At 46.4% G+C, this 18546-nt stretch carries 17 protein-coding genes, 2 tRNA genes and 3 rRNA genes; 9 read left to right on the forward strand and 13 right to left on the reverse strand.

Features of this window, described 5'->3' with window-relative positions:
• Positions 1-23 precede the first annotated feature (23 nt).
• The 5 genes from GA693_RS00940 to GA693_RS00960 all read right to left on the reverse strand — a co-directional run bounded on the left by GA693_RS00940 (position 24) and on the right by GA693_RS00960 (position 3981).
• Positions 24-413, reverse strand: coding sequence for a DUF4951 domain-containing protein (locus GA693_RS00940; RefSeq protein WP_104470612.1), 390 nt, complete (start codon positions 411-413; stop codon positions 24-26).
• A 92-nt stretch (positions 414-505) separates the two neighbouring features.
• A complete protein-coding gene (locus tag GA693_RS00945) occupies positions 506-1330 on the reverse strand; it encodes a carbon-nitrogen hydrolase family protein (protein ID WP_005182522.1) in 825 nt (274 codons plus the stop codon).
• Positions 1331-1354: 24 nt separating this feature from the next.
• Positions 1355-1876 carry an anti-anti-sigma factor GigB gene (gigB, locus tag GA693_RS00950; RefSeq protein WP_005182525.1) on the reverse strand — a complete coding sequence of 174 codons (522 nt, stop codon included), beginning with the start codon at positions 1874-1876 and terminating at the stop codon, positions 1355-1357.
• Between the two features lie 114 nt (positions 1877-1990).
• A complete protein-coding gene (gene gigA / locus GA693_RS00955) occupies positions 1991-2959 on the reverse strand; it encodes an RsbU family protein phosphatase GigA (protein ID WP_016659506.1) in 969 nt (322 codons plus the stop codon).
• A 104-nt stretch (positions 2960-3063) separates the two neighbouring features.
• Positions 3064-3981, reverse strand: coding sequence for an MlaA family lipoprotein (locus GA693_RS00960; RefSeq protein WP_160241591.1), 918 nt, complete (start codon positions 3979-3981; stop codon positions 3064-3066).
• Positions 3982-4529: 548 nt separating this feature from the next.
• Between GA693_RS00960 and GA693_RS00965 the strand changes: the two genes are divergently transcribed.
• The 6 genes from GA693_RS00965 (at position 4530) to GA693_RS14855 (ending at position 10392) form a co-directional block, all read left to right on the forward strand.
• Positions 4530-6067: ribosomal RNA gene (locus GA693_RS00965) — 16S ribosomal RNA — on the forward strand.
• 61 nt (positions 6068-6128) lie between these two features.
• Positions 6129-6205, forward strand: a tRNA-Ile gene (locus GA693_RS00970).
• A gap of 63 nt (positions 6206-6268) precedes the next feature.
• A tRNA-Ala gene (locus GA693_RS00975) sits at positions 6269-6344 on the forward strand.
• A gap of 353 nt (positions 6345-6697) precedes the next feature.
• Positions 6698-9587: ribosomal RNA gene (locus GA693_RS00980) — 23S ribosomal RNA — on the forward strand.
• Positions 9588-9778: 191 nt separating this feature from the next.
• Positions 9779-9893: ribosomal RNA gene (rrf, locus tag GA693_RS00985) — 5S ribosomal RNA — on the forward strand.
• Together the 16S, 23S and 5S rRNA genes with 2 tRNA genes alongside form the textbook arrangement of a ribosomal RNA operon.
• Before the next feature lie 244 nt (positions 9894-10137).
• Positions 10138-10392 (forward strand): hypothetical protein, encoded by a 255-nt coding sequence (locus GA693_RS14855; protein ID WP_228718906.1) that lies wholly within the window; start codon positions 10138-10140, stop codon positions 10390-10392.
• Between the two features lie 471 nt (positions 10393-10863).
• Here GA693_RS14855 and GA693_RS00995 read toward each other — a convergent pair whose 3' ends face one another.
• From GA693_RS00995 to rplM, 5 genes are all read right to left on the reverse strand, one after another.
• Positions 10864-11517: a hypothetical protein gene (locus GA693_RS00995; RefSeq protein WP_005175723.1), complete on the reverse strand. Its 654-nt coding sequence runs from the start codon at positions 11515-11517 to the stop codon at positions 10864-10866.
• Between the two features lie 21 nt (positions 11518-11538).
• Complete coding sequence (locus GA693_RS01000; protein ID WP_005175725.1) at positions 11539-11967, reverse strand: ClpXP protease specificity-enhancing factor; 429 nt, start codon at positions 11965-11967, stop codon at positions 11539-11541.
• Positions 11968-11976: 9 nt separating this feature from the next.
• The gene (locus GA693_RS01005; RefSeq protein WP_104470663.1) at positions 11977-12630 is read right to left on the reverse strand and encodes a glutathione S-transferase N-terminal domain-containing protein; all 654 of its coding nucleotides are present in this window, start codon (positions 12628-12630) and stop codon (positions 11977-11979) included.
• Positions 12631-12953: 323 nt separating this feature from the next.
• On the reverse strand, positions 12954-13340 hold the full coding sequence (gene rpsI / locus GA693_RS01010) for a 30S ribosomal protein S9 (RefSeq protein ID WP_004785251.1): 387 nt from the start codon (positions 13338-13340) through the stop codon (positions 12954-12956).
• A gap of 12 nt (positions 13341-13352) precedes the next feature.
• Positions 13353-13781 (reverse strand): 50S ribosomal protein L13, encoded by a 429-nt coding sequence (gene rplM / locus GA693_RS01015; protein ID WP_004857442.1) that lies wholly within the window; start codon positions 13779-13781, stop codon positions 13353-13355.
• 330 nt (positions 13782-14111) lie between these two features.
• Between rplM and pdxA the strand changes: the two genes are divergently transcribed.
• Genes pdxA through GA693_RS01030 form a run of 3 tightly spaced genes read left to right on the forward strand, consistent with a single transcriptional unit; the run spans position 14112 to position 16773 of the window.
• Positions 14112-15080, forward strand: a complete 969-nt coding sequence (pdxA, locus tag GA693_RS01020) for a 4-hydroxythreonine-4-phosphate dehydrogenase PdxA (protein ID WP_104472011.1) — start codon at positions 14112-14114, stop codon at positions 15078-15080.
• Between the two features lie 30 nt (positions 15081-15110).
• Positions 15111-15923 carry a 16S rRNA (adenine(1518)-N(6)/adenine(1519)-N(6))-dimethyltransferase RsmA gene (gene rsmA, locus GA693_RS01025; protein WP_005175739.1) on the forward strand — a complete coding sequence of 271 codons (813 nt, stop codon included), beginning with the start codon at positions 15111-15113 and terminating at the stop codon, positions 15921-15923.
• Between the two features lie 7 nt (positions 15924-15930).
• A complete protein-coding gene (locus GA693_RS01030) occupies positions 15931-16773 on the forward strand; it encodes a symmetrical bis(5'-nucleosyl)-tetraphosphatase (RefSeq protein ID WP_160241589.1) in 843 nt (280 codons plus the stop codon).
• A 78-nt stretch (positions 16774-16851) separates the two neighbouring features.
• Here GA693_RS01030 and GA693_RS01035 read toward each other — a convergent pair whose 3' ends face one another.
• The 3 genes from GA693_RS01035 to GA693_RS01045 form a co-directional block, all read right to left on the reverse strand.
• Positions 16852-17301 (reverse strand): DUF2147 domain-containing protein, encoded by a 450-nt coding sequence (locus tag GA693_RS01035; RefSeq protein WP_016659798.1) that lies wholly within the window; start codon positions 17299-17301, stop codon positions 16852-16854.
• 144 nt (positions 17302-17445) lie between these two features.
• Complete coding sequence (locus tag GA693_RS01040; protein ID WP_016659799.1) at positions 17446-17895, reverse strand: DUF2147 domain-containing protein; 450 nt, start codon at positions 17893-17895, stop codon at positions 17446-17448.
• A 153-nt stretch (positions 17896-18048) separates the two neighbouring features.
• Positions 18049-18495, reverse strand: coding sequence for a DUF2147 domain-containing protein (locus GA693_RS01045; protein WP_075167922.1), 447 nt, complete (start codon positions 18493-18495; stop codon positions 18049-18051).
• Positions 18496-18546 lie beyond the last annotated feature (51 nt).

Here is an 18546-nt window from a genome sequence, read left to right on the forward strand (position 1 = left end):
TCTATTTAAAAAATCGTCAGTCCCTACCACAGGCTGACGATTTTTTGCATTAATAGGGCACGTAAGGGCGCCGTCGGATTGCCGGGATTGCGCTGGCTTTCATGAGTATAAAATGCCTGCCAGGCCTGCACCATCTCCAGGGTTAAACCTTGAATTTGCATCTGATGCACATCGGCAGCTGTGATAGAATCTAAACGCGCTTGCGCACCTTCCGGGCCGCTGCCCCAGCCAATTAGTCCTTGTCCAAAGGCCGGAAGATTCATCTGATTCGGTGTGGCTGGAACCGGCAGACGTGCCATCTCCGGATTGACCTGAGAATAAACCACAGGACGCATTTTTTCAGAAATACTCAGCTCGGCCAAGGCCAGTGTCGAGCACAGCAGCCCCAGACTGGTGATCACGATTTTAAACATCAGGATAATTTGTTGTTGAAAATAAGAATCATTATTATATGCAAGTTGAAAGCTTACGTCGATAACAATATCAGCGAGATCAAGGGAAAGACTTAATAATTGACTAACACGCGATGCTGCATTAAAGGCATTGACTCGCGTACCTGTTGCTGTTCTTTCAGGTCAAATTCGACTGTAATCAGTTGCGCGCCTTCGTCCTGCACCATGGCCAGTAATTGTCCACGGGAATTGGTCGCACCAGAATGACCCCAGGTTTGACGTTTTTCGCCGTGCCAGCCTTGCTGGGCAGCACCTAAAACCTGACACTGACTGTCCATGGCACGTGCTTGTAGCAGCAGCTGCCAGTGCATCTGGCCAGTGGTGTAGGTAAAAGCAGAAGGTGCTGTCAGAAGATTGGCGCCTTGTGCACGCAGTTTTAGCGCCAGTTCCGGGAAACGTAGGTCATAGCAGACCATCAGGCCAATATTGCCAAATGGGGTTTTGGCCACCACAACGTCTTGGCCCGGTTCAAAGAATTTGGATTCCTGATAACCCCCGACGGCATCACCCACCTGTACATCAAACAGGTGAATCTTGTCATAACGGGCTTCGGTTTTTTCCGGACTGATACACAGGCTGACAGTACGTACCCGGCCATCTTCAATGACTGAACCATCCGGGCGGAATGGACACGGCAGGGTACCCGCCACCAGCCAGATTTGATGCTGATGGGCCAGTTGTTCCAGACGTTGTTGAATAGATTCAAACTGGGCTGCAGTTTCGCGCTGCTTGCCGGCAGCAAAACAGATAAAATTTTCAGGAAGAACCAGCAGTTCACTGCCGGCGGCTTTACTCTGCTGAATCAGCTGCTCGACTGTGTTGAAATTGGCTTCAATATCATTTTGCGAGTTCATCTGTGCAACAGAAACGAAAGTCATGCAGGCATTCTCCCAAACTGAAAATTATACGTTTTGCTGATTAGACACCTGTTCCAAGTTGTCCTGTTCTTTTTGTAGCTGTTTGACCAGGGGTTCAAACATATTCTGGTTGCTGTCGTTGAGTTTCATCAGGGTTTTGTGGGCATCCAGTACGGTCGACAGCATATTGCTATGCGTCACATGCTCTTCAATCAGGGCACGGGTGCAGACACTCGGATCGCCACAGTAATTCAGAATCACAAACACCTGCCCCAAGCCCATGCTATTGGCCAGTGTGGTGATGTCCGGATTGGTCGACAGCATAACCGCCTGAATCTGATGTACCTGTTTAAGTTTTAGCCCGAGTTTTGCCAAAACACCCAAAACAGTACTGTCAATAAATGTGGTTTGAGTTAAATCGACAATGGCGCCGACCACATTGGTTTGCTGTTCAATTTTACTGAGTAGTTTGTCTAAACTGATACAAGATTGGGCACGCACTTCGCCGATCAGCTTGAAAATATGCGTTCCATCCAAACTTGCGTATTCAACATGACCTGTTGACATATAAATGCCATTTGCAGAGAAGGATAGATAAAATTATCCCATAGGGACACCACAGACTCAAGTGTCTGCTATGGACATAAGTCTAAGGATGGTTTTAAGTGGTTGATTAAGTGATTAATTCAGTCGGCACAAACTGAGGATGGCAATATCGTCGGCCACGTGTTCTGGCGCCTTAAAGGACTGATTCTGCAAGTGATAGACCAGTTGTTCAAACTGTTCATTGAGTCCACCAACATAGGGTTCCAGCGCACCATCTGAACAGATAATAAAGCGCGCCTGACGTGACAGCACGCATTCATATTCTTCTACTTCCAGGTCTTCGGTCAGGCCCAACGGGAAGCTGCTGGTGTTTAAGATTTTCGGTGGCTGATTTGGCTCAAAGATAATCGCAGGCGGATAATGTCCGGCACTGGACCAGCGCAGCTGATGGGTTTCCAGGTTTAAAATCCCGCTAATCATGGTGATATGCTTTTCAATATTTTCCTGTACCAGCATCCCGTTCAGTTTTTTCAGTAACTCGCGCGGGGTTTTGGAACGACCATGAAAAGCCGCCATCCACGAGGTTAATAAACTGCTGGTTACCCCATGGCCGGACACATCGGCCAGATAAAAAATCAGCTCTTTGTCACTAATTTTCCAGTAATCAAACCAGTCGCCGGATAAATAGGCCGAAGGCTGAAACAGGGTTTCAATTTCATAATTGACCAGTTCAATTGGGTTTGGCAGTAAACGTTTTTGTAACTCTGCAGCCGAGGGTAAATCACGGCTGTCCTGGTTGCGTTTATATTGCGCATCAATTTTAAGCAGGGCCTGCTGCGGCTCTGCTGGCAGTTTGCTCCAGATCCAGCCGGCCAGAGCGCCTTGTTCCCAGGCTTGCGACAGGGCCAGACCTTCATCTTCAAAGCCCAAAACAATGGTCGGTAAATTCCAGCGATGGGTTAAATAATCCTGTACATCGGCAATGGCAATGATGGTCTGATCATATAGGTCGATGTCATCTATGCGAATCATTTGCACACTGGGCAGTGTGTCAATCACCTGATCTAGATAGGGAATATCACGTGTGGGCTGAATGAAATACATAAATGTAGAATATAATCCTATGCGCTTTAGGGGATAGATGTACTATAACAATCAATGAATTACTAGGGGAAGTTGAACTTCCCGCCAGAAAGAAGTATTACAAATTATTCAGTGAGCGGTGCAACTGAATCAAAGTTTTCTTCATCTTCGATGTAGTCGTCTTCGACATCTTCAATAAATGAAATGCTCTCGGCCTCTAGGCCTTTTTTCTCGGCAATTTCAAAGTTTTTACGCTGCAGGTAAATATCACGGATGGCGGCATAGCGATCTCCTTGTAACACCTGTTCTACATCCAGAATCTGGGAGCGGGCATCAATGCCGCGTAAAGCCTGCTCGGTCCAGTACAGTCCATCATGATCTTCTAGAATGTATTTTTGTGGACGGGCCTGACTGTCAACCAGACGGCTAAAACCATCACGGAAGGTACTTGGGCCAATAATCGGCAAAACCAGATACGGGCCAGACGGCACACCGAAATAGCCTAAAGTGGTGCCAAAATCTTCATCTTCGGTTTCCATTCCCAAACGACGGGCCGGATCAGCCAGACCTAAAGTGGTGATGGTATTCACGGTAAAACGGCCCAGCGTTTTTGCCGCTCTGAGTGGACGGCCCTGAATCAGCTGGTTTACTGCATTCCATGGTTCACCCAGGTTTTTACGGAAGTTACGATAAGAACCACGCACATCGCCAGGAACTTTTTCTGTATATTGCACGGCCAGCGGACGGGCAATATTGCGGTCTAACACATCATTTAAAGCATAGACCTGACGGTTTAAAGGTTGCAGCGGATCTTTAACACTTTCCGGTTGTGCGGCATTGGCATTCACTTTCAAATCTTGTGCTTTAATATTTTTCAGCTCTTTTAAGGATTCAAAGCGTGAAGGGGCTTTGCTGGTTGCTGCAGATGAGTCTACTTCTGCTGTGGTGCGGGTAGAACTGTCTACTGCAGATTCATTGGCAAAAGCAGGGGAGGCCATCCCTAAAGTCAGCAGGCTAATCCATACATATTGTTGTTGACGCATAAAAGATCCTAGTGCTTTGAATACTGAAAGCAAAAAAGAGAAAGCAGAGTCATTCGACCCAGCGCACATTTTAAGAGAGTATTTAAACACTTTTGGCCGAAATTTATAGCTAAAAAAGGTAAAATGAATAAAAAATAATCGGATGATTAAATTTTTTTATCAAAGGGCTTGCAAGCGTAAATATTTCGCCTATAATGCACATCCATCGGCGGTGATGTTGATAAAAACTTGTTGATAAACAAGGGTTTAGCCAAAATGGTTGAGTTCTGGTTTAGGTGGTAAGTTTAGAAATAAAATCAACATTGCATGTTGACTTTCTAAAAATAGAGAGTAATATAGCCGACCTAGCTTGATGCTGACGAAGCATCGAGAAGATCATTAAGAGATTATGAAGAACAACTTGTGTGGATTTTTACTGGTTGATTAATCGAATATATTTTCATTAATTGATTGGTTTAAATTACTCGAAGTTTATTTGAGCGAAATTTAAGTCAGAAAATTGATGAGCCAAGTTTAAGAGTTTTACTTATAAAACTCGAAATGATTTTAAACTGAAGAGTTTGATCATGGCTCAGATTGAACGCTGGCGGCAGGCTTAACACATGCAAGTCGAGCGGGGATAGGGTGCTTGCACCTGATTCCTAGCGGCGGACGGGTGAGTAATGCTTAGGAATCTGCCTATTAGTGGGGGACAACATTCCGAAAGGGATGCTAATACCGCATACGCCCTACGGGGGAAAGCAGGGGATCTTCGGACCTTGCGCTAATAGATGAGCCTAAGTCGGATTAGCTAGTTGGTGGGGTAAAGGCCTACCAAGGCGACGATCTGTAGCGGGTCTGAGAGGATGATCCGCCACACTGGGACTGAGACACGGCCCAGACTCCTACGGGAGGCAGCAGTGGGGAATATTGGACAATGGGGGGAACCCTGATCCAGCCATGCCGCGTGTGTGAAGAAGGCCTTTTGGTTGTAAAGCACTTTAAGCGAGGAGGAGGCGCTCTAGGCTAATACCCTAGATGCGTGGACGTTACTCGCAGAATAAGCACCGGCTAACTCTGTGCCAGCAGCCGCGGTAATACAGAGGGTGCGAGCGTTAATCGGATTTACTGGGCGTAAAGCGCGCGTAGGTGGCTAATTAAGTCAAATGTGAAATCCCCGAGCTTAACTTGGGAATTGCATTCGATACTGGTTAGCTAGAGTATGGGAGAGGATGGTAGAATTCCAGGTGTAGCGGTGAAATGCGTAGAGATCTGGAGGAATACCGATGGCGAAGGCAGCCATCTGGCCTAATACTGACACTGAGGTGCGAAAGCATGGGGAGCAAACAGGATTAGATACCCTGGTAGTCCATGCCGTAAACGATGTCTACTAGCCGTTGGGGCCTTTGAGGCTTTAGTGGCGCAGCTAACGCGATAAGTAGACCGCCTGGGGAGTACGGTCGCAAGACTAAAACTCAAATGAATTGACGGGGGCCCGCACAAGCGGTGGAGCATGTGGTTTAATTCGATGCAACGCGAAGAACCTTACCTGGCCTTGACATACAGAGAACTTTCCAGAGATGGATTGGTGCCTTCGGGAACTCTGATACAGGTGCTGCATGGCTGTCGTCAGCTCGTGTCGTGAGATGTTGGGTTAAGTCCCGCAACGAGCGCAACCCTTTTCCTTACTTGCCAGCATTTCGGATGGGAACTTTAAGGATACTGCCAGTGACAAACTGGAGGAAGGCGGGGACGACGTCAAGTCATCATGGCCCTTACGGCCAGGGCTACACACGTGCTACAATGGTCGGTACAAAGGGTTGCTACACAGCGATGTGATGCTAATCTCAAAAAGCCGATCGTAGTCCGGATTGGAGTCTGCAACTCGACTCCATGAAGTCGGAATCGCTAGTAATCGCGGATCAGAATGCCGCGGTGAATACGTTCCCGGGCCTTGTACACACCGCCCGTCACACCATGGGAGTTTGTTGCACCAGAAGTAGGTAGTCTAACCTTAGGGAGGACGCTTACCACGGTGTGGCCGATGACTGGGGTGAAGTCGTAACAAGGTAGCCGTAGGGGAACCTGCGGCTGGATCACCTCCTTAACGAAAGATTGACGATTGGTAAGAATCCACAACAAGTTGTTCTTCATGACGATGTATCTGAGGGTCTGTAGCTCAGTTGGTTAGAGCACACGCTTGATAAGCGTGGGGTCACAAGTTCAAGTCTTGTCAGACCCACCACTAACGACAAGCAAGCAATTGCAGAGCGAATAGAAATCAGAACATTGACTTAAATGATAAGCTGGGGACTTAGCTTAGTTGGTAGAGCGCCTGCTTTGCACGCAGGAGGTCAGGAGTTCGACTCTCCTAGTCTCCACCATAGATTATAGAGCTTAGTAAGTTTATGCTTATTAATCTCTGTGATTTATCACAGTTGACTGCAGTCCGACGAGGATGCAGTGAATCATTAACAGATTGGCAAAATTGAGTCTGAAATAAATTGTTCACTCAATCAATATACGTTAACGCGTTGTTATGACGGGTTGATGAACGTAGATTGAATTGAGAACTAGCAAATTAACTGAATCAAGCGTTTTGGTATATGAATTTAGATTGAAGCTGTACGGTGCTTAAGTGCACGGGACTTCGAACTGTAGATTAAATAGATAATTGATTATTTATTTAATTGTCTTAATCCTACTTGTAGGGATTAACGACTGTTTGGGGTTGTATAGTCAAGTAATTAAGTGCATGTGGTGGATGCCTTGGCAGTCAGAGGCGAAGAAAGACGTGATAGCCTGCGAAAAGCTCCGGGGAGGCGGCAAATATCCTTTGATCCGGAGATGTCTGAATGGGGAAACCCACTTACCATAAGGTAGGTATCAATACATGAATACATAGTGTATTGAGGCGAACGAGGGGAAGTGAAACATCTCAGTACCCTTAGGAAAAGAAATCAATTGAGATTCCCTCAGTAGCGGCGAGCGAAAGGGGAACAGCCCATTAAGTTATGTGTGTTTTAGTGGAATGCTCTGGGAAGTGCAACCATAGTGGGTGATAGTCCTGTACACGAAAGGGCACACATAATGATGACGAGTAGGGCGAGGCACGTGAAACCTTGTCTGAATATGGGGGGACCATCCTCCAAGGCTAAATACTCCTGACTGACCGATAGTGAACCAGTACCGTGAGGGAAAGGCGAAAAGAACCCCTGTGAGGGGAGTGAAATAGATCCTGAAACCGCATGCATACAAGCAGTGGGAGCCACTTCGTGTGGTGACTGCGTACCTTTTGTATAATGGGTCAGCGACTTACATTCAGTAGCAAGGTTAACCGCATAGGGGAGCCGTAGGGAAACCGAGTCTTAATAGGGCGTATAGTTGCTGGGTGTAGACCCGAAACCAGGCGATCTATCCATGAGCAGGTTGAAGGTTGGGTAACACTAACTGGAGGACCGAACCCACTGTCGTTGAAAAGCCAGGGGATGACTTGTGGATAGGGGTGAAAGGCTAATCAAGCCTGGTGATAGCTGGTTCTCCCCGAAAGCTATTTAGGTAGCGCCTCGGACGAATACCATTGGGGGTAGAGCACTGTTTCGGCTAGGGGGTCATCCCGACTTACCAAACCGATGCAAACTCCGAATACCGATGAGTACTATCCGGGAGACAGACTGCGGGTGCTAACGTCCGTAGTCAAGAGGAAAACAATCCAGACCGCCAGCTAAGGCCCCAAAATCATAGTTAAGTGGGAAACGATGTGGGAAGGCATAGACAGCTAGGAGGTTGGCTTAGAAGCAGCCACCCTTTAAAGAAAGCGTAATAGCTCACTAGTCGAGTCGGCCTGCGCGGAAGATGTAACGGGGCTAAAACTATGTGCCGAAGCTGCGGATGTATACATTGTATACGTGGTAGGGGAGCGTTCTGTAAGCCGATGAAGGTGGATTGAGAAGTCTGCTGGAGGTATCAGAAGTGCGAATGCTGACGTGAGTAACGACAAAACGGGTGAAAAACCCGTTCGCTGAAAGACCAAGGGTTCCAGTCCAACGTTAATCGGGGCTGGGTGAGTCGACCCCTAAGGCGAGGCCGAGAGGCGTAGTCGATGGGAAATTGGTTAATATTCCAATACTTCAGTGTAATGCGATGAGAGGACGGAGAAGGTTAAGTCAGCCTGGCGTTGGTTGTCCAGGTGGAAGGCTGTAGGCATGCATCTTAGGCAAATCCGGGGTGCTCTATGCTGAGAGCTGATAGCAAGCTAGTTTACTAGCGAAGTGGCTGATACCATGCTTCCAGGAAAAGTCTCTAAGCTTCAGTTACACTGGAATCGTACCCGAAACCGACACAGGTGGTCAGGTCGAGTAGACCAAAGCGCTTGAGAGAACTCTGCTGAAGGAACTAGGCAAAATGGTACCGTAACTTCGGGAGAAGGTACGCTGTTGACGGTGATGGGACTTGCTCCCTGAGCGGTTGACAGCCGCAGAAACCAGGCCGCTGCAACTGTTTATTAAAAACATAGCACTCTGCAAACACGAAAGTGGACGTATAGGGTGTGATGCCTGCCCGGTGCTGGAAGGTTAATTGATGGGGTTAGCGTAAGCGAAGCTCTTGATCGAAGCCCCAGTAAACGGCGGCCGTAACTATAACGGTCCTAAGGTAGCGAAATTCCTTGTCGGGTAAGTTCCGACCTGCACGAATGGCATAATGATGGCGGCGCTGTCTCCAGCAGAGGCTCAGTGAAATCGAAATCGCTGTGAAGATGCAGTGTACCCGCGGCTAGACGGAAAGACCCCGTGAACCTTTACTGCAGCTTGACATTGAACTTTGACCTTACTTGTGTAGGATAGGTGGGAGGCTTTGAAGTTGGAACGCCAGTTCCAATGGAGCCGTCCTTGAAATACCACCCTGGTAATGTTGAGGTTCTAACTCTGTCCCGTGATCCGGGACGAGGACCATGTCTGGTGGGTAGTTTGACTGGGGCGGTCTCCTCCTAAAGAGTAACGGAGGAGTACGAAGGTGCGCTCAGCGTGGTCGGAAATCACGCGTAGAGTATAAAGGCAAAAGCGCGCTTAACTGCGAGACCCACAAGTCGAGCAGGTACGAAAGTAGGTCTTAGTGATCCGGTGGTTCTGTATGGAAGGGCCATCGCTCAACGGATAAAAGGTACTCTGGGGATAACAGGCTGATACCGCCCAAGAGTTCATATCGACGGCGGTGTTTGGCACCTCGATGTCGGCTCATCTCATCCTGGGGCTGAAGCAGGTCCCAAGGGTATGGCTGTTCGCCATTTAAAGAGGTACGCGAGCTGGGTTTAGAACGTCGTGAGACAGTTCGGTCCCTATCTACCGTGGGCGCTGGAAATTTGAGAGGATCTGCTCCTAGTACGAGAGGACCAGAGTGGACGAACCTCTGGTGTACCGGTTGTGACGCCAGTCGCATCGCCGGGTAGCTATGTTCGGAAGGGATAACCGCTGAAAGCATCTAAGCGGGAAGCCTACCTCAAGATAAGATTTCCCTAGGAATTTATTCCTCTAAAGAGCCGTTCGAGACTAGGACGTTGATAGGTTGGGTGTGGAAGCATAGCGATATGTGAAGCTGACCAATACTAATTGCTCGTGAGGCTTGACTATACAACACCCAAACAGTTGTTGTATCAAGCTGAATTCTAAACTAATCCTTGATTTAGTTAATGCGACACAATAAAATTCAGACCCAATGGCCAATCCGTTAATAACTCATTTGGAACAAAGTAAGGCATTACATGCAAAAGCATCAAGCTTAAGCAAAGTAACTAAGACCCGAACAAGTCCATAACAGTTGTGCTGGCGACAATAGCAAGAGTGAACCACCTGATCCCTTCCCGAACTCAGAAGTGAAACCTCTTAGCGCTGATGGTAGTGTGGGGTTACCCATGTGAGAGTAAGTCATCGCCAGCTCATTAATTCAAAATCCCCCTAGCTTAAATAGCAGGGGGATTTTTTTATGCTTTTAATAAAGCTATAGTGCTTCAATATAAATAAAATTATCAAAAAATAACCCATGTATAGAAAATTTTATCCCCGCTATTTGCTGTTAAATATTTGCATTTCAGTCATTTTCGTGGCTATTGGTATGTATCCTGAGCATATATTATTGAACTACTGGATGGTGGTAATACATTGGATTCTCGGAATTGTGCTGATGCATATATTAATTATCCGTTTACCGCTTTTTAATCGCTTTTATATTAATCGAAAAAAATTATATTATTCTATTGTACAAACCCCAATATATAAGCATGCAGAGTATAAGGCAGCACCCGTAATGTCTGGATTAGTGGTCTTTGGCTTGGTGTGTACCGTGTTATATGTATTCAACATGACAGAGTTTTATGTTGAATATGCGTTTATTGCAGGCTTATCTACAGGAAATATGAGTTTTTATTATGCTCCCTAAACCATCTCTAAGGCTCATTGAACTGCCGTAGCAGCATGCTTTAATACGTCCTTTAAGTCTTCTTCAAGGGGTGATAGGGGTTAAGTAAGAATCTCAAGATCATACCTTCACCATCTAGCAAGTTGAACGGTATTTATTTTCGTGGTGAGTGTAATGGTAGAGTTGCTGTAGAAAATAAAGAACAGATAAAAAGAAACCCCATCATCCTGACGGGGTTTCTTCGTATTTCGTGCTTTAGGTATAACTCCTGTCGTACCTCACGATCCTGGTGTACAAACTTATTATTGTTGTTTTTCGTTTGGGAAACATCCTGTTTCCTGATGAATTTAGAATACGAAAATTCTGTGTGTACGCCTAGCCTCAATTATCTTCATTCAGTGTAAGCCAAAACGTACAAGGAGACTGAACTATTTATTGGAAAATTTCAGCCATAAAAAACCGCCTATGTCAGGCGGTTTGGAATCAGACTGCTTAAGCAAACATTTGGCTTGCTGCGCAATATAGAATCCATAGAATCGCAATTGCTACGACAGGTTCCAAAACTTTGGCCCAGCCTGGAACAGTCGGTTCTGCTGCGACTGTGCTTTCTACCGGCGCATGATCGGCTTGTTGATGTAACATTTGATTAAACTCCTTCATCGTATCATCTAATGATAGCTCTTCTTGGGGAAGGGGTTTAGAGCCCTTTAACTCTGTTAGTTCGTTTGTTGACCAAACCCAATCATCTGCCTGACCTGACAGATGTTCAATTTGACCCTGTAGCAGCTCTTTTAAGCCGTTGCTGCCAAAGTTACCGGTTTCATCCAGCTGTTTTAATTCGGTCAGTTGCAGGCTTAAAATTTCACTAATACCGTGTTCGAGTTCAGGTTTAGGCAGTTCAGACTGGTTGTGTACCGAAGTGGTCAGATGACGGGACACTTCCTGAATATACAGCGGATCGAGGGTCTTGATTTCCTGATAGAGCTTATTGTCATCTTCGCGCCACAGACGAATCAGTTTGCCTAGAGTTAGCGCATTGAGTTCCTGGATATATGCATTGCGGCTATCAGCATCGTACTGCTGCAAAAGCTGAGGCTTTTGAATTTTAACCTGATCGCTAAAGTATTGTACTAAATCAAAAGCCATGCATTTACTCCTATTTCTTTTTTAATCTAATAATCTTAGGCTTGGTTTTTTCTTTGGTGTTTCAGTTTGTTCCTCTGTGCTTGATTTTAAAGCATTTGGATCATTTTGGATATGTTCATATTCACTTGGATCAAAGAATAAACCCTGGCCATTTTCGCGAGCATAAATCCCCAAAACTGCAGCAATGGGTACATAAATATCGCGTGCTACGCCACCAAAGCGCGCCGAAAAGCTGATGGCATCATTGGAGATGTGCAAGCCATGGACTGCATGTGGCACGATATTTAACACAATCTGGCCATCCTGAATGAACTGCTCTGGCACCATGGTGTTGGGTTGGGTGGCATCGACCAGAATATGCGGTGTAAGCTGGTTGTCGCAAATCCATTCATAAATGGCACGCACCAGATAGGGACGGGTTGGGCTTAAGTTGAGTTCCTGTTCAGACATATCTACTCTCTACTTATTTATTAAAAATTCGCTATAGCGGTTTTTTTCCTGCACGGTTAAGGATTTTACAAATGCAGGGCGACTAAAAATTCGCTGGCAATATAAATGAATCGGGCGGCAATGCTGTTTTGGCAGTTCAATGCCCATGGCTTTCAAGCGCAGGAAAATTGGGGCCAGCATACAATCCAGGATGCCAAAGTTTTCCGCCATAAAATAAGGGAAATGCTGAAATAATGGTGTGAGTGAGACCAGTGTATCACGAAGCTGCTTTTGTGCCTTGGCCTGTGCTGCGCTATTCAGGGTATCTTCATGGCAAAGCAGGATATCGGCCAGCTTTAGCCAGTCCTGCTCAAAACGCCAGATGTATTGGCGCTGCTCTGCGCGGGGTGCTGGTGCATCGGCATAGAGCTTGTTTTGCCGGTAGCGGTCATCAACATATTCGGAAATAATTGGGGCATGGAACAGTTTTAAATCTTGCTCTACCAGCATGGGTAAGCGATTATAAGGATTCAGGCTGGCTAAATCTTCATCTTCATGGTCGACCAGGACCAGATGATATTTAATATTCTTCTCAGCCAGTACCAGGCGAATCCAGTGCGAGCGGAAATCGTCTGCATGACTGTATAGTGTAATTCCCTGTAGCGGTGTATTTTCCAAGGACATAAATCAGTAAGCAGCAAAATGAATCAGTTAGGATACTAAAATTCAACCTAAAAAGCACGAAGCGAAAAAGGATGAATCGGGTGAAAATGGGTTAGATTATAAAAAAATAACAGGAGCGGCGCAGTATGATGATAAAACTTGTGTTTCTGATGTTCTGCTTAGGAATTGGGGTAGTGAACTATTATTTCAGCAAGGCCTTCTGGCTGCATGAGGGCAGTTGGGGTAAAGATGTACCTGAACAATAAATTCCTTTATCTTTAAAATAACAGCCAATAAAAAAGCCTTGGATAAACCAAGGCTTTTTGTCCAACTCGGTAAACGAATTAACGTTTAGAGAATTGAGGACGTTTACGTGCTTTACGTAAACCAAGTTTCTTACGTTCAACTTCACGAGCGTCACGAGTAACGAAACCAGCTTGACGAAGAGCAGGTTTTAAAGTCTCGTCAGAAGCGATTAATGCACGAGTAATACCGTGACGGATCGCGCCTGCTTGACCACCGATACCACCACCAGCAACAGTGATGTAAAGGTCATATTTTTCAGTTGCTTCAAGAAGCTCTAAAGGTTGACGAACAACCATACGAGCAGTTTCACGACCGAAATATTGCTCTAATGAACGGTTGTTGATCACGAGTTTACCAGTACCAGCAGATAAGAAAACACGTGCAGTTGCGGTCTTACGGCGACCTGTACCATAGTTAGTAGCCATGTGCTGTATCCCTTAGATATCCAAAACTTGTGGCTGTTGAGCAGTATGAGGATGCTCGCTACCAGCGTACACTTTCATTTTCTTGATCATTGCATAACCAAGAGGACCTTTTGGCAACATGCCTTTCACAGCGCGTTGGAAGATTTCTTCAGGTTTGTGAGCAACTAACTTTTCAAAGTTAGTTTCTTTTAAACCGCCTGGGAATTCAGTGTGGCGATAGTATTTTTTGTCAAGTGACTTGTTACCAGTTACTTGAACTTGTTCAGCGTTGATAACAACGATGTAGTCACCAGTGTCAACGTGAGGAGTATAAGAAGTCTTATGCTTACCGCGTAAACGACGAGCGATTTCAGTCGCAAGACGACCTAAAGTTTTGCCAGAAGCATCAACAACGTACCAGTCGTGTTGAACTTCAGCTGGCTTAGCGCTGAGAGTTTTCATTAAACCACTACCTATTATAGTTGGTTTGGACGGTGAATCAGTCCAAACAAAAAGGAGACGAGATTCTAAACGAAATTGTTGAGAACCACAATGAAAATATAAAATTTCAAGCGCTGTATTTTAATCAAAATCCTGAGAAAAGAAAAGACTTGCCAAGAACATCCATCTGCCGTGCCTAGTACTGATCAACTTTCAGCTAAATATCCGCCTTCAAAAGCAGTTTAGATTGCCCCAAAACCGGCCAATCTGCCCGAATCTTCAGCAGAATTCACGGCCGCTGCGGTCAAAGTCTGCTTATAATGGGAGATGCCTTATTGTTTAGGATCAATCATGCTGCCTTTATATGTGACCAGTGGTGAACCTGCCGGCATTGGCCCGGATATTTGTCTGCATCTTGCCGACCGTGTAGATGAGCGTCCCGTTGTGGTTCTGGCCGATCTGGCCATGCTGGCCCAGCGTGCGCAAGTGTTGAAGATGCCGGTAGAACTGATTGAATACAGCGGGCAAACTGCTTCTTCAGAAAAAGGGCAGCTCTATGTCGAGCATGTGCCTTTACAGCAAGCTGTGGTGATGGGCGAGCTGAATCCGCAAAATGCCGCTTATGTGTTGGAACAGCTACGTCGTTCGGCCGATTATGCCATGTCAGGCAAAAGTGTCGGGGTAGCGACTGCGCCGGTACAGAAGTCAGTCATCAATGACGCTGGTATAGCCTTTAGTGGCCATACCGAATATTACCAGGAGTTTGCGGGCGTGCCGCGCGTGGTGATGATGCTGGCCACCAAAACCCTAAGAGTGGCCCTGGCCACTACGCATTTACCGCTGCGTGCAGTGGCTGATGCGATTACCGCTGAACGTCTGCATCAGGTGATTGATATTCTCATCCACGATTTAAAATCCAAATTTAAAATTGAGCAGCCGAATATTCTGGTCTGTGGTTTAAATCCGCATGCCGGTGAGGGCGGTTATTTGGGCATGGAAGAAATTGAGGTGATTAATCCGGTGCTGGAAAGCTATCGCGCGCAGGGCATCCAGATGAGTTTAAGCCTGCCGGCTGATACCTTATTTACTCCGGAAAACCTAAAAGATGCCGATGCGGTTCTGGCGATGTATCACGATCAGGGCTTACCTGTGCTAAAATCGCAAGGCTTTGGTGAAGCCATCAATATTACTTTGGGCTTGCCGTTTATTCGCACTTCAGTTGATCATGGCACAGCACTCTCCCTCGCAGGCAGCGGTCTTGCGAAAAGCTCAAGCCTGAATGTGGCTGTTGATTTGGCGCTGGATTTAGCGCGTCACTGATCTTGTCTTTATTACACGTTGGAAATCTTTATGTATCAGATTAATGCCTTAAACCCGAAAGATGAAGGGCACCACACGCGCAAGCGTTTTGGTCAAAACTTTTTACATGACCAACGTGTGATTGCGAAAATTGTACGCTCGGTCAATCCGCGTCCGGGCGATAATATTGTTGAAATTGGCCCGGGTCTGGCGGCCTTAACTTCACCATTAATTGGTGAATGTGATGCCTTGACCGTGGTGGAACTGGACCGTGATCTGGCTGCCGGTTTGCCGGGGCGTGTGCCACATCCGGAACGTTTAACCATTATTGAAACCGATGCGCTGAAATATGATTTTAGCAATCTGTTTGAAGATGACCGTCCACTCCGTGTGGTGGGTAACCTGCCGTATAACATTTCGACCCCACTGTTGTTCCATCTCTTGGAGTTTGGTGACAAAGTCAAAGACATGCACTTCATGCTGCAAAAAGAAGTGGTCGACCGGATTACTGCTGCGCCAAATACCAAAGAATACGGCCGTTTGTCGGTGATGATTCAGTATTACTGCAAACCAACTTTCCTGTTTGAAGTGCCACCGGGCTCTTTTAACCCGCCACCAAAAGTGACTTCTGCGGTGTTTCGTTTAGAGCCGTATGAGGTGAAACCGATTGTGGCAAAAAATGAAAAGGCTTTATCGCGTCTGGTTTCGCATGTGTTTACCCAGCGTCGTAAAACCTTGCGCAATAGCTTAAAAGGCATGCTGGCAGAAGATGGTTTTGAAAAAGCCGGTGTTGATCCAATGGCGCGTCCGGAAACCCTGACCCTGGCCGAATTTGTGGCTTTGGCAGATCAAATGGTGGTGTAAAAAAACGATGGCACGTTATAACTATGTGATTGGCGATGTACAGGGCTGTTTTGAAGCCCTGAAAGCCTTGCTCAAGGAAATCCGCTTTGATCCGGATCAGGACTTTATCTGGTTTGCCGGTGATCTGGTGGCACGTGGTGAAAACTCGCTTGGCGTATTGCGCTTTGTGAAAAAGCTGGCTGATCGTGGTGTTGCGACCACAGTGCTGGGCAATCATGACCTGACTTTGCTGGCTGGTGCACGTGGCCTGAAAGAGATTAAAGACAAAGACCAGACCCGCGATGTGATTGATGCCATCGACAGCGATGAATTGATTGACTGGTTACGCAAGCAGCCGTTATGTGTCTGTCCGAATGAATCGACCATCATTACCCATGCCGGTATTCCGCATTTGTGGGACGCAGAAAAAACTCAGGCGCTGGCCAAAGAAGTTGAAGCGGTGATTCAGCATGACGATTTTGCGGTGATGGATCATTTTCTGGCCGAGATGTTTGGCAAAGAGCCGGCCCTCTGGTCAGATGATTTACAAGGCAATGAACGCTTACGTTGTATCGTCAACTATTTAACCCGCATGCGCCTGACCGATGCAGAAGGACGCCTGGAGTTCAGTTTTAAAGACAGTCTGGACGATCCGATGCCGGCCGGGTTTAAACCGTGGTTTGAATATGCCTCGGCTGCGGCTGCAACACATCAGATTATTTTTGGGCACTGGGCCGCGCTGCAAGGCAAAACCATTTCCGCCCAGATTCAGAATGTCGATGGGGGCTGTGTCTGGGGGCATCAACTGGTGGCTTACCGTCTGGAAGATGACGCGATTTTTCAGGTCGATAACCCGCTGGCTGATTTCTAACTACAATCGCCATAAAAAAAGCCACATCATGATGTGGCTTTTTTTGTCTGTACTGATTGGTCTTTGTCGATGTACAGCTTAGTCAATACGAATCCAGGTCTGATTGCGTCCCAGCACAGACACCCCAAGATTGGCTCTTAAGGTCAGGCGTCTTTTACTGCTGTTTAAACGGATTTTGGCATTATAGATTTTGCCGGCCAGCGGATCGATAACACGTCCGTGGTTATAGGTGCCGGTGCCTGCAACATGCTTAAGGCCTTGCAGGATTTTCATCCCTAAAATGGGCTGGTTGGTAAACGGTGCAGGGCAGTTCTGGCAGAGTTCGCGTGCCTGATAGCCGGGACGAGGTGTGACTTTCACAATAGTGCCGCTATAACTTTTATCGGCTTCCTGGCGAATCTGGATAATGGCTTTGGCCGCACCGGTTTTATCATCAATCTGCTGCCAGGTACCAGACAGATCATCGGCCCAGACATTGCTGCTCAAGAGCGTTCCGGTCGCCATTGTCAGCAATAATTTCTTCAACATAATTAACCCTGTTGCATCCCCTTGTTTTTAGAGGCTGCTATATTAGGTTAATTACTCCAGGAGTCAATAAAAGCCTTACCAGAACTGGGATTGTCGCAAAAATAAAGCCATAAATGTGGCTTCGTTAACAGATTGAAAACGGACTTATTCCATACGAATCCAGGTCTGGCTACGACCAAGTGCCGACACGCCGATATAGCCGCGCAGGGTCAGACGCTTGCCAGTTGAATTCATCCGGATTCTGGCGTTATAGATTTTTCCTGCCAGCGGATCGATAACCCGGCCTTTTTCATAATTGTTGGTGCCTTCAACATGCTTCAGGCCTTTTAAGATTTCCATACCCAGAATTGGCTGGTTGGTATACGGCGCAGGGCAGTTATTACAGGTTTCACGTGGCGTATAGCCCGGACGCGGAGTCACTTTAATGATTTTACCGGTATAGGTATTGTTGGCTTCTTTGCGTATTTCAATAATTGCTTTGGCAGAGCCGGTTTTATCATCAATTTGTTGCCAAACACCACTTAGGTCATTGGCGAATGCTGCAGTTGAGAATAACAGGCTGGTGAATGCGGTGAGTAAAATATTCTTTTTCATTTCAATTCCTTTACCGGGTACAACTTTTATTTTTTATCCCTGTTTTCAGGTATAAGACCTGTGACGCAGAGAGTCAACCCTTATTTTTATAAATTTCTATTTTTCAACGTATTAGTAGAACATGCCACCTCCTGTGGCATGTTCGCATGTAGCTTAGTCTGCTTTAATCCAGGTTTGGCTACGGCCAAGCGCAGATACGCCGACATAACCTCTGAGGGTTAGACGTTTACCGTTGCTGCTCAGTTTGGCTTTGGTGCTGTAAATATTGCCAGACAGCGGATCAATAATCTTGCCGCCGCTATAGTTGAGTTTGCCTTTATACGCCAGTCCTTTTAGTACATCCATGCCTAAAATTGGCTGATTGGTATAGGGTGCAGGGCAGTCCACACAGGTGGTTTTCGGGGTATACCCCGGACGTGGTGTAATTTTGACAATTTTAGCGGTATAGGTGCCATTGGCTTCTTGACGAATCTCTAAAATGGCTTTGGATGAACCGGTTTTATCATCAATATTGCGCCAGGTACCGGAGAGATCTTCCGCGAAAATGCCGGCACTGAATGTGGCTGCCAGAAGTGCCACTGTATATTTAAATTTCCCCATGTTTCTATCCCTTTAATACACTTCAAAAAATTCAATTTTCATCTTAAGAAT

The organism is Acinetobacter indicus (genome assembly GCF_009914475.1).
Lineage (GTDB): Bacteria > Pseudomonadota > Gammaproteobacteria > Pseudomonadales > Moraxellaceae > Acinetobacter > Acinetobacter indicus.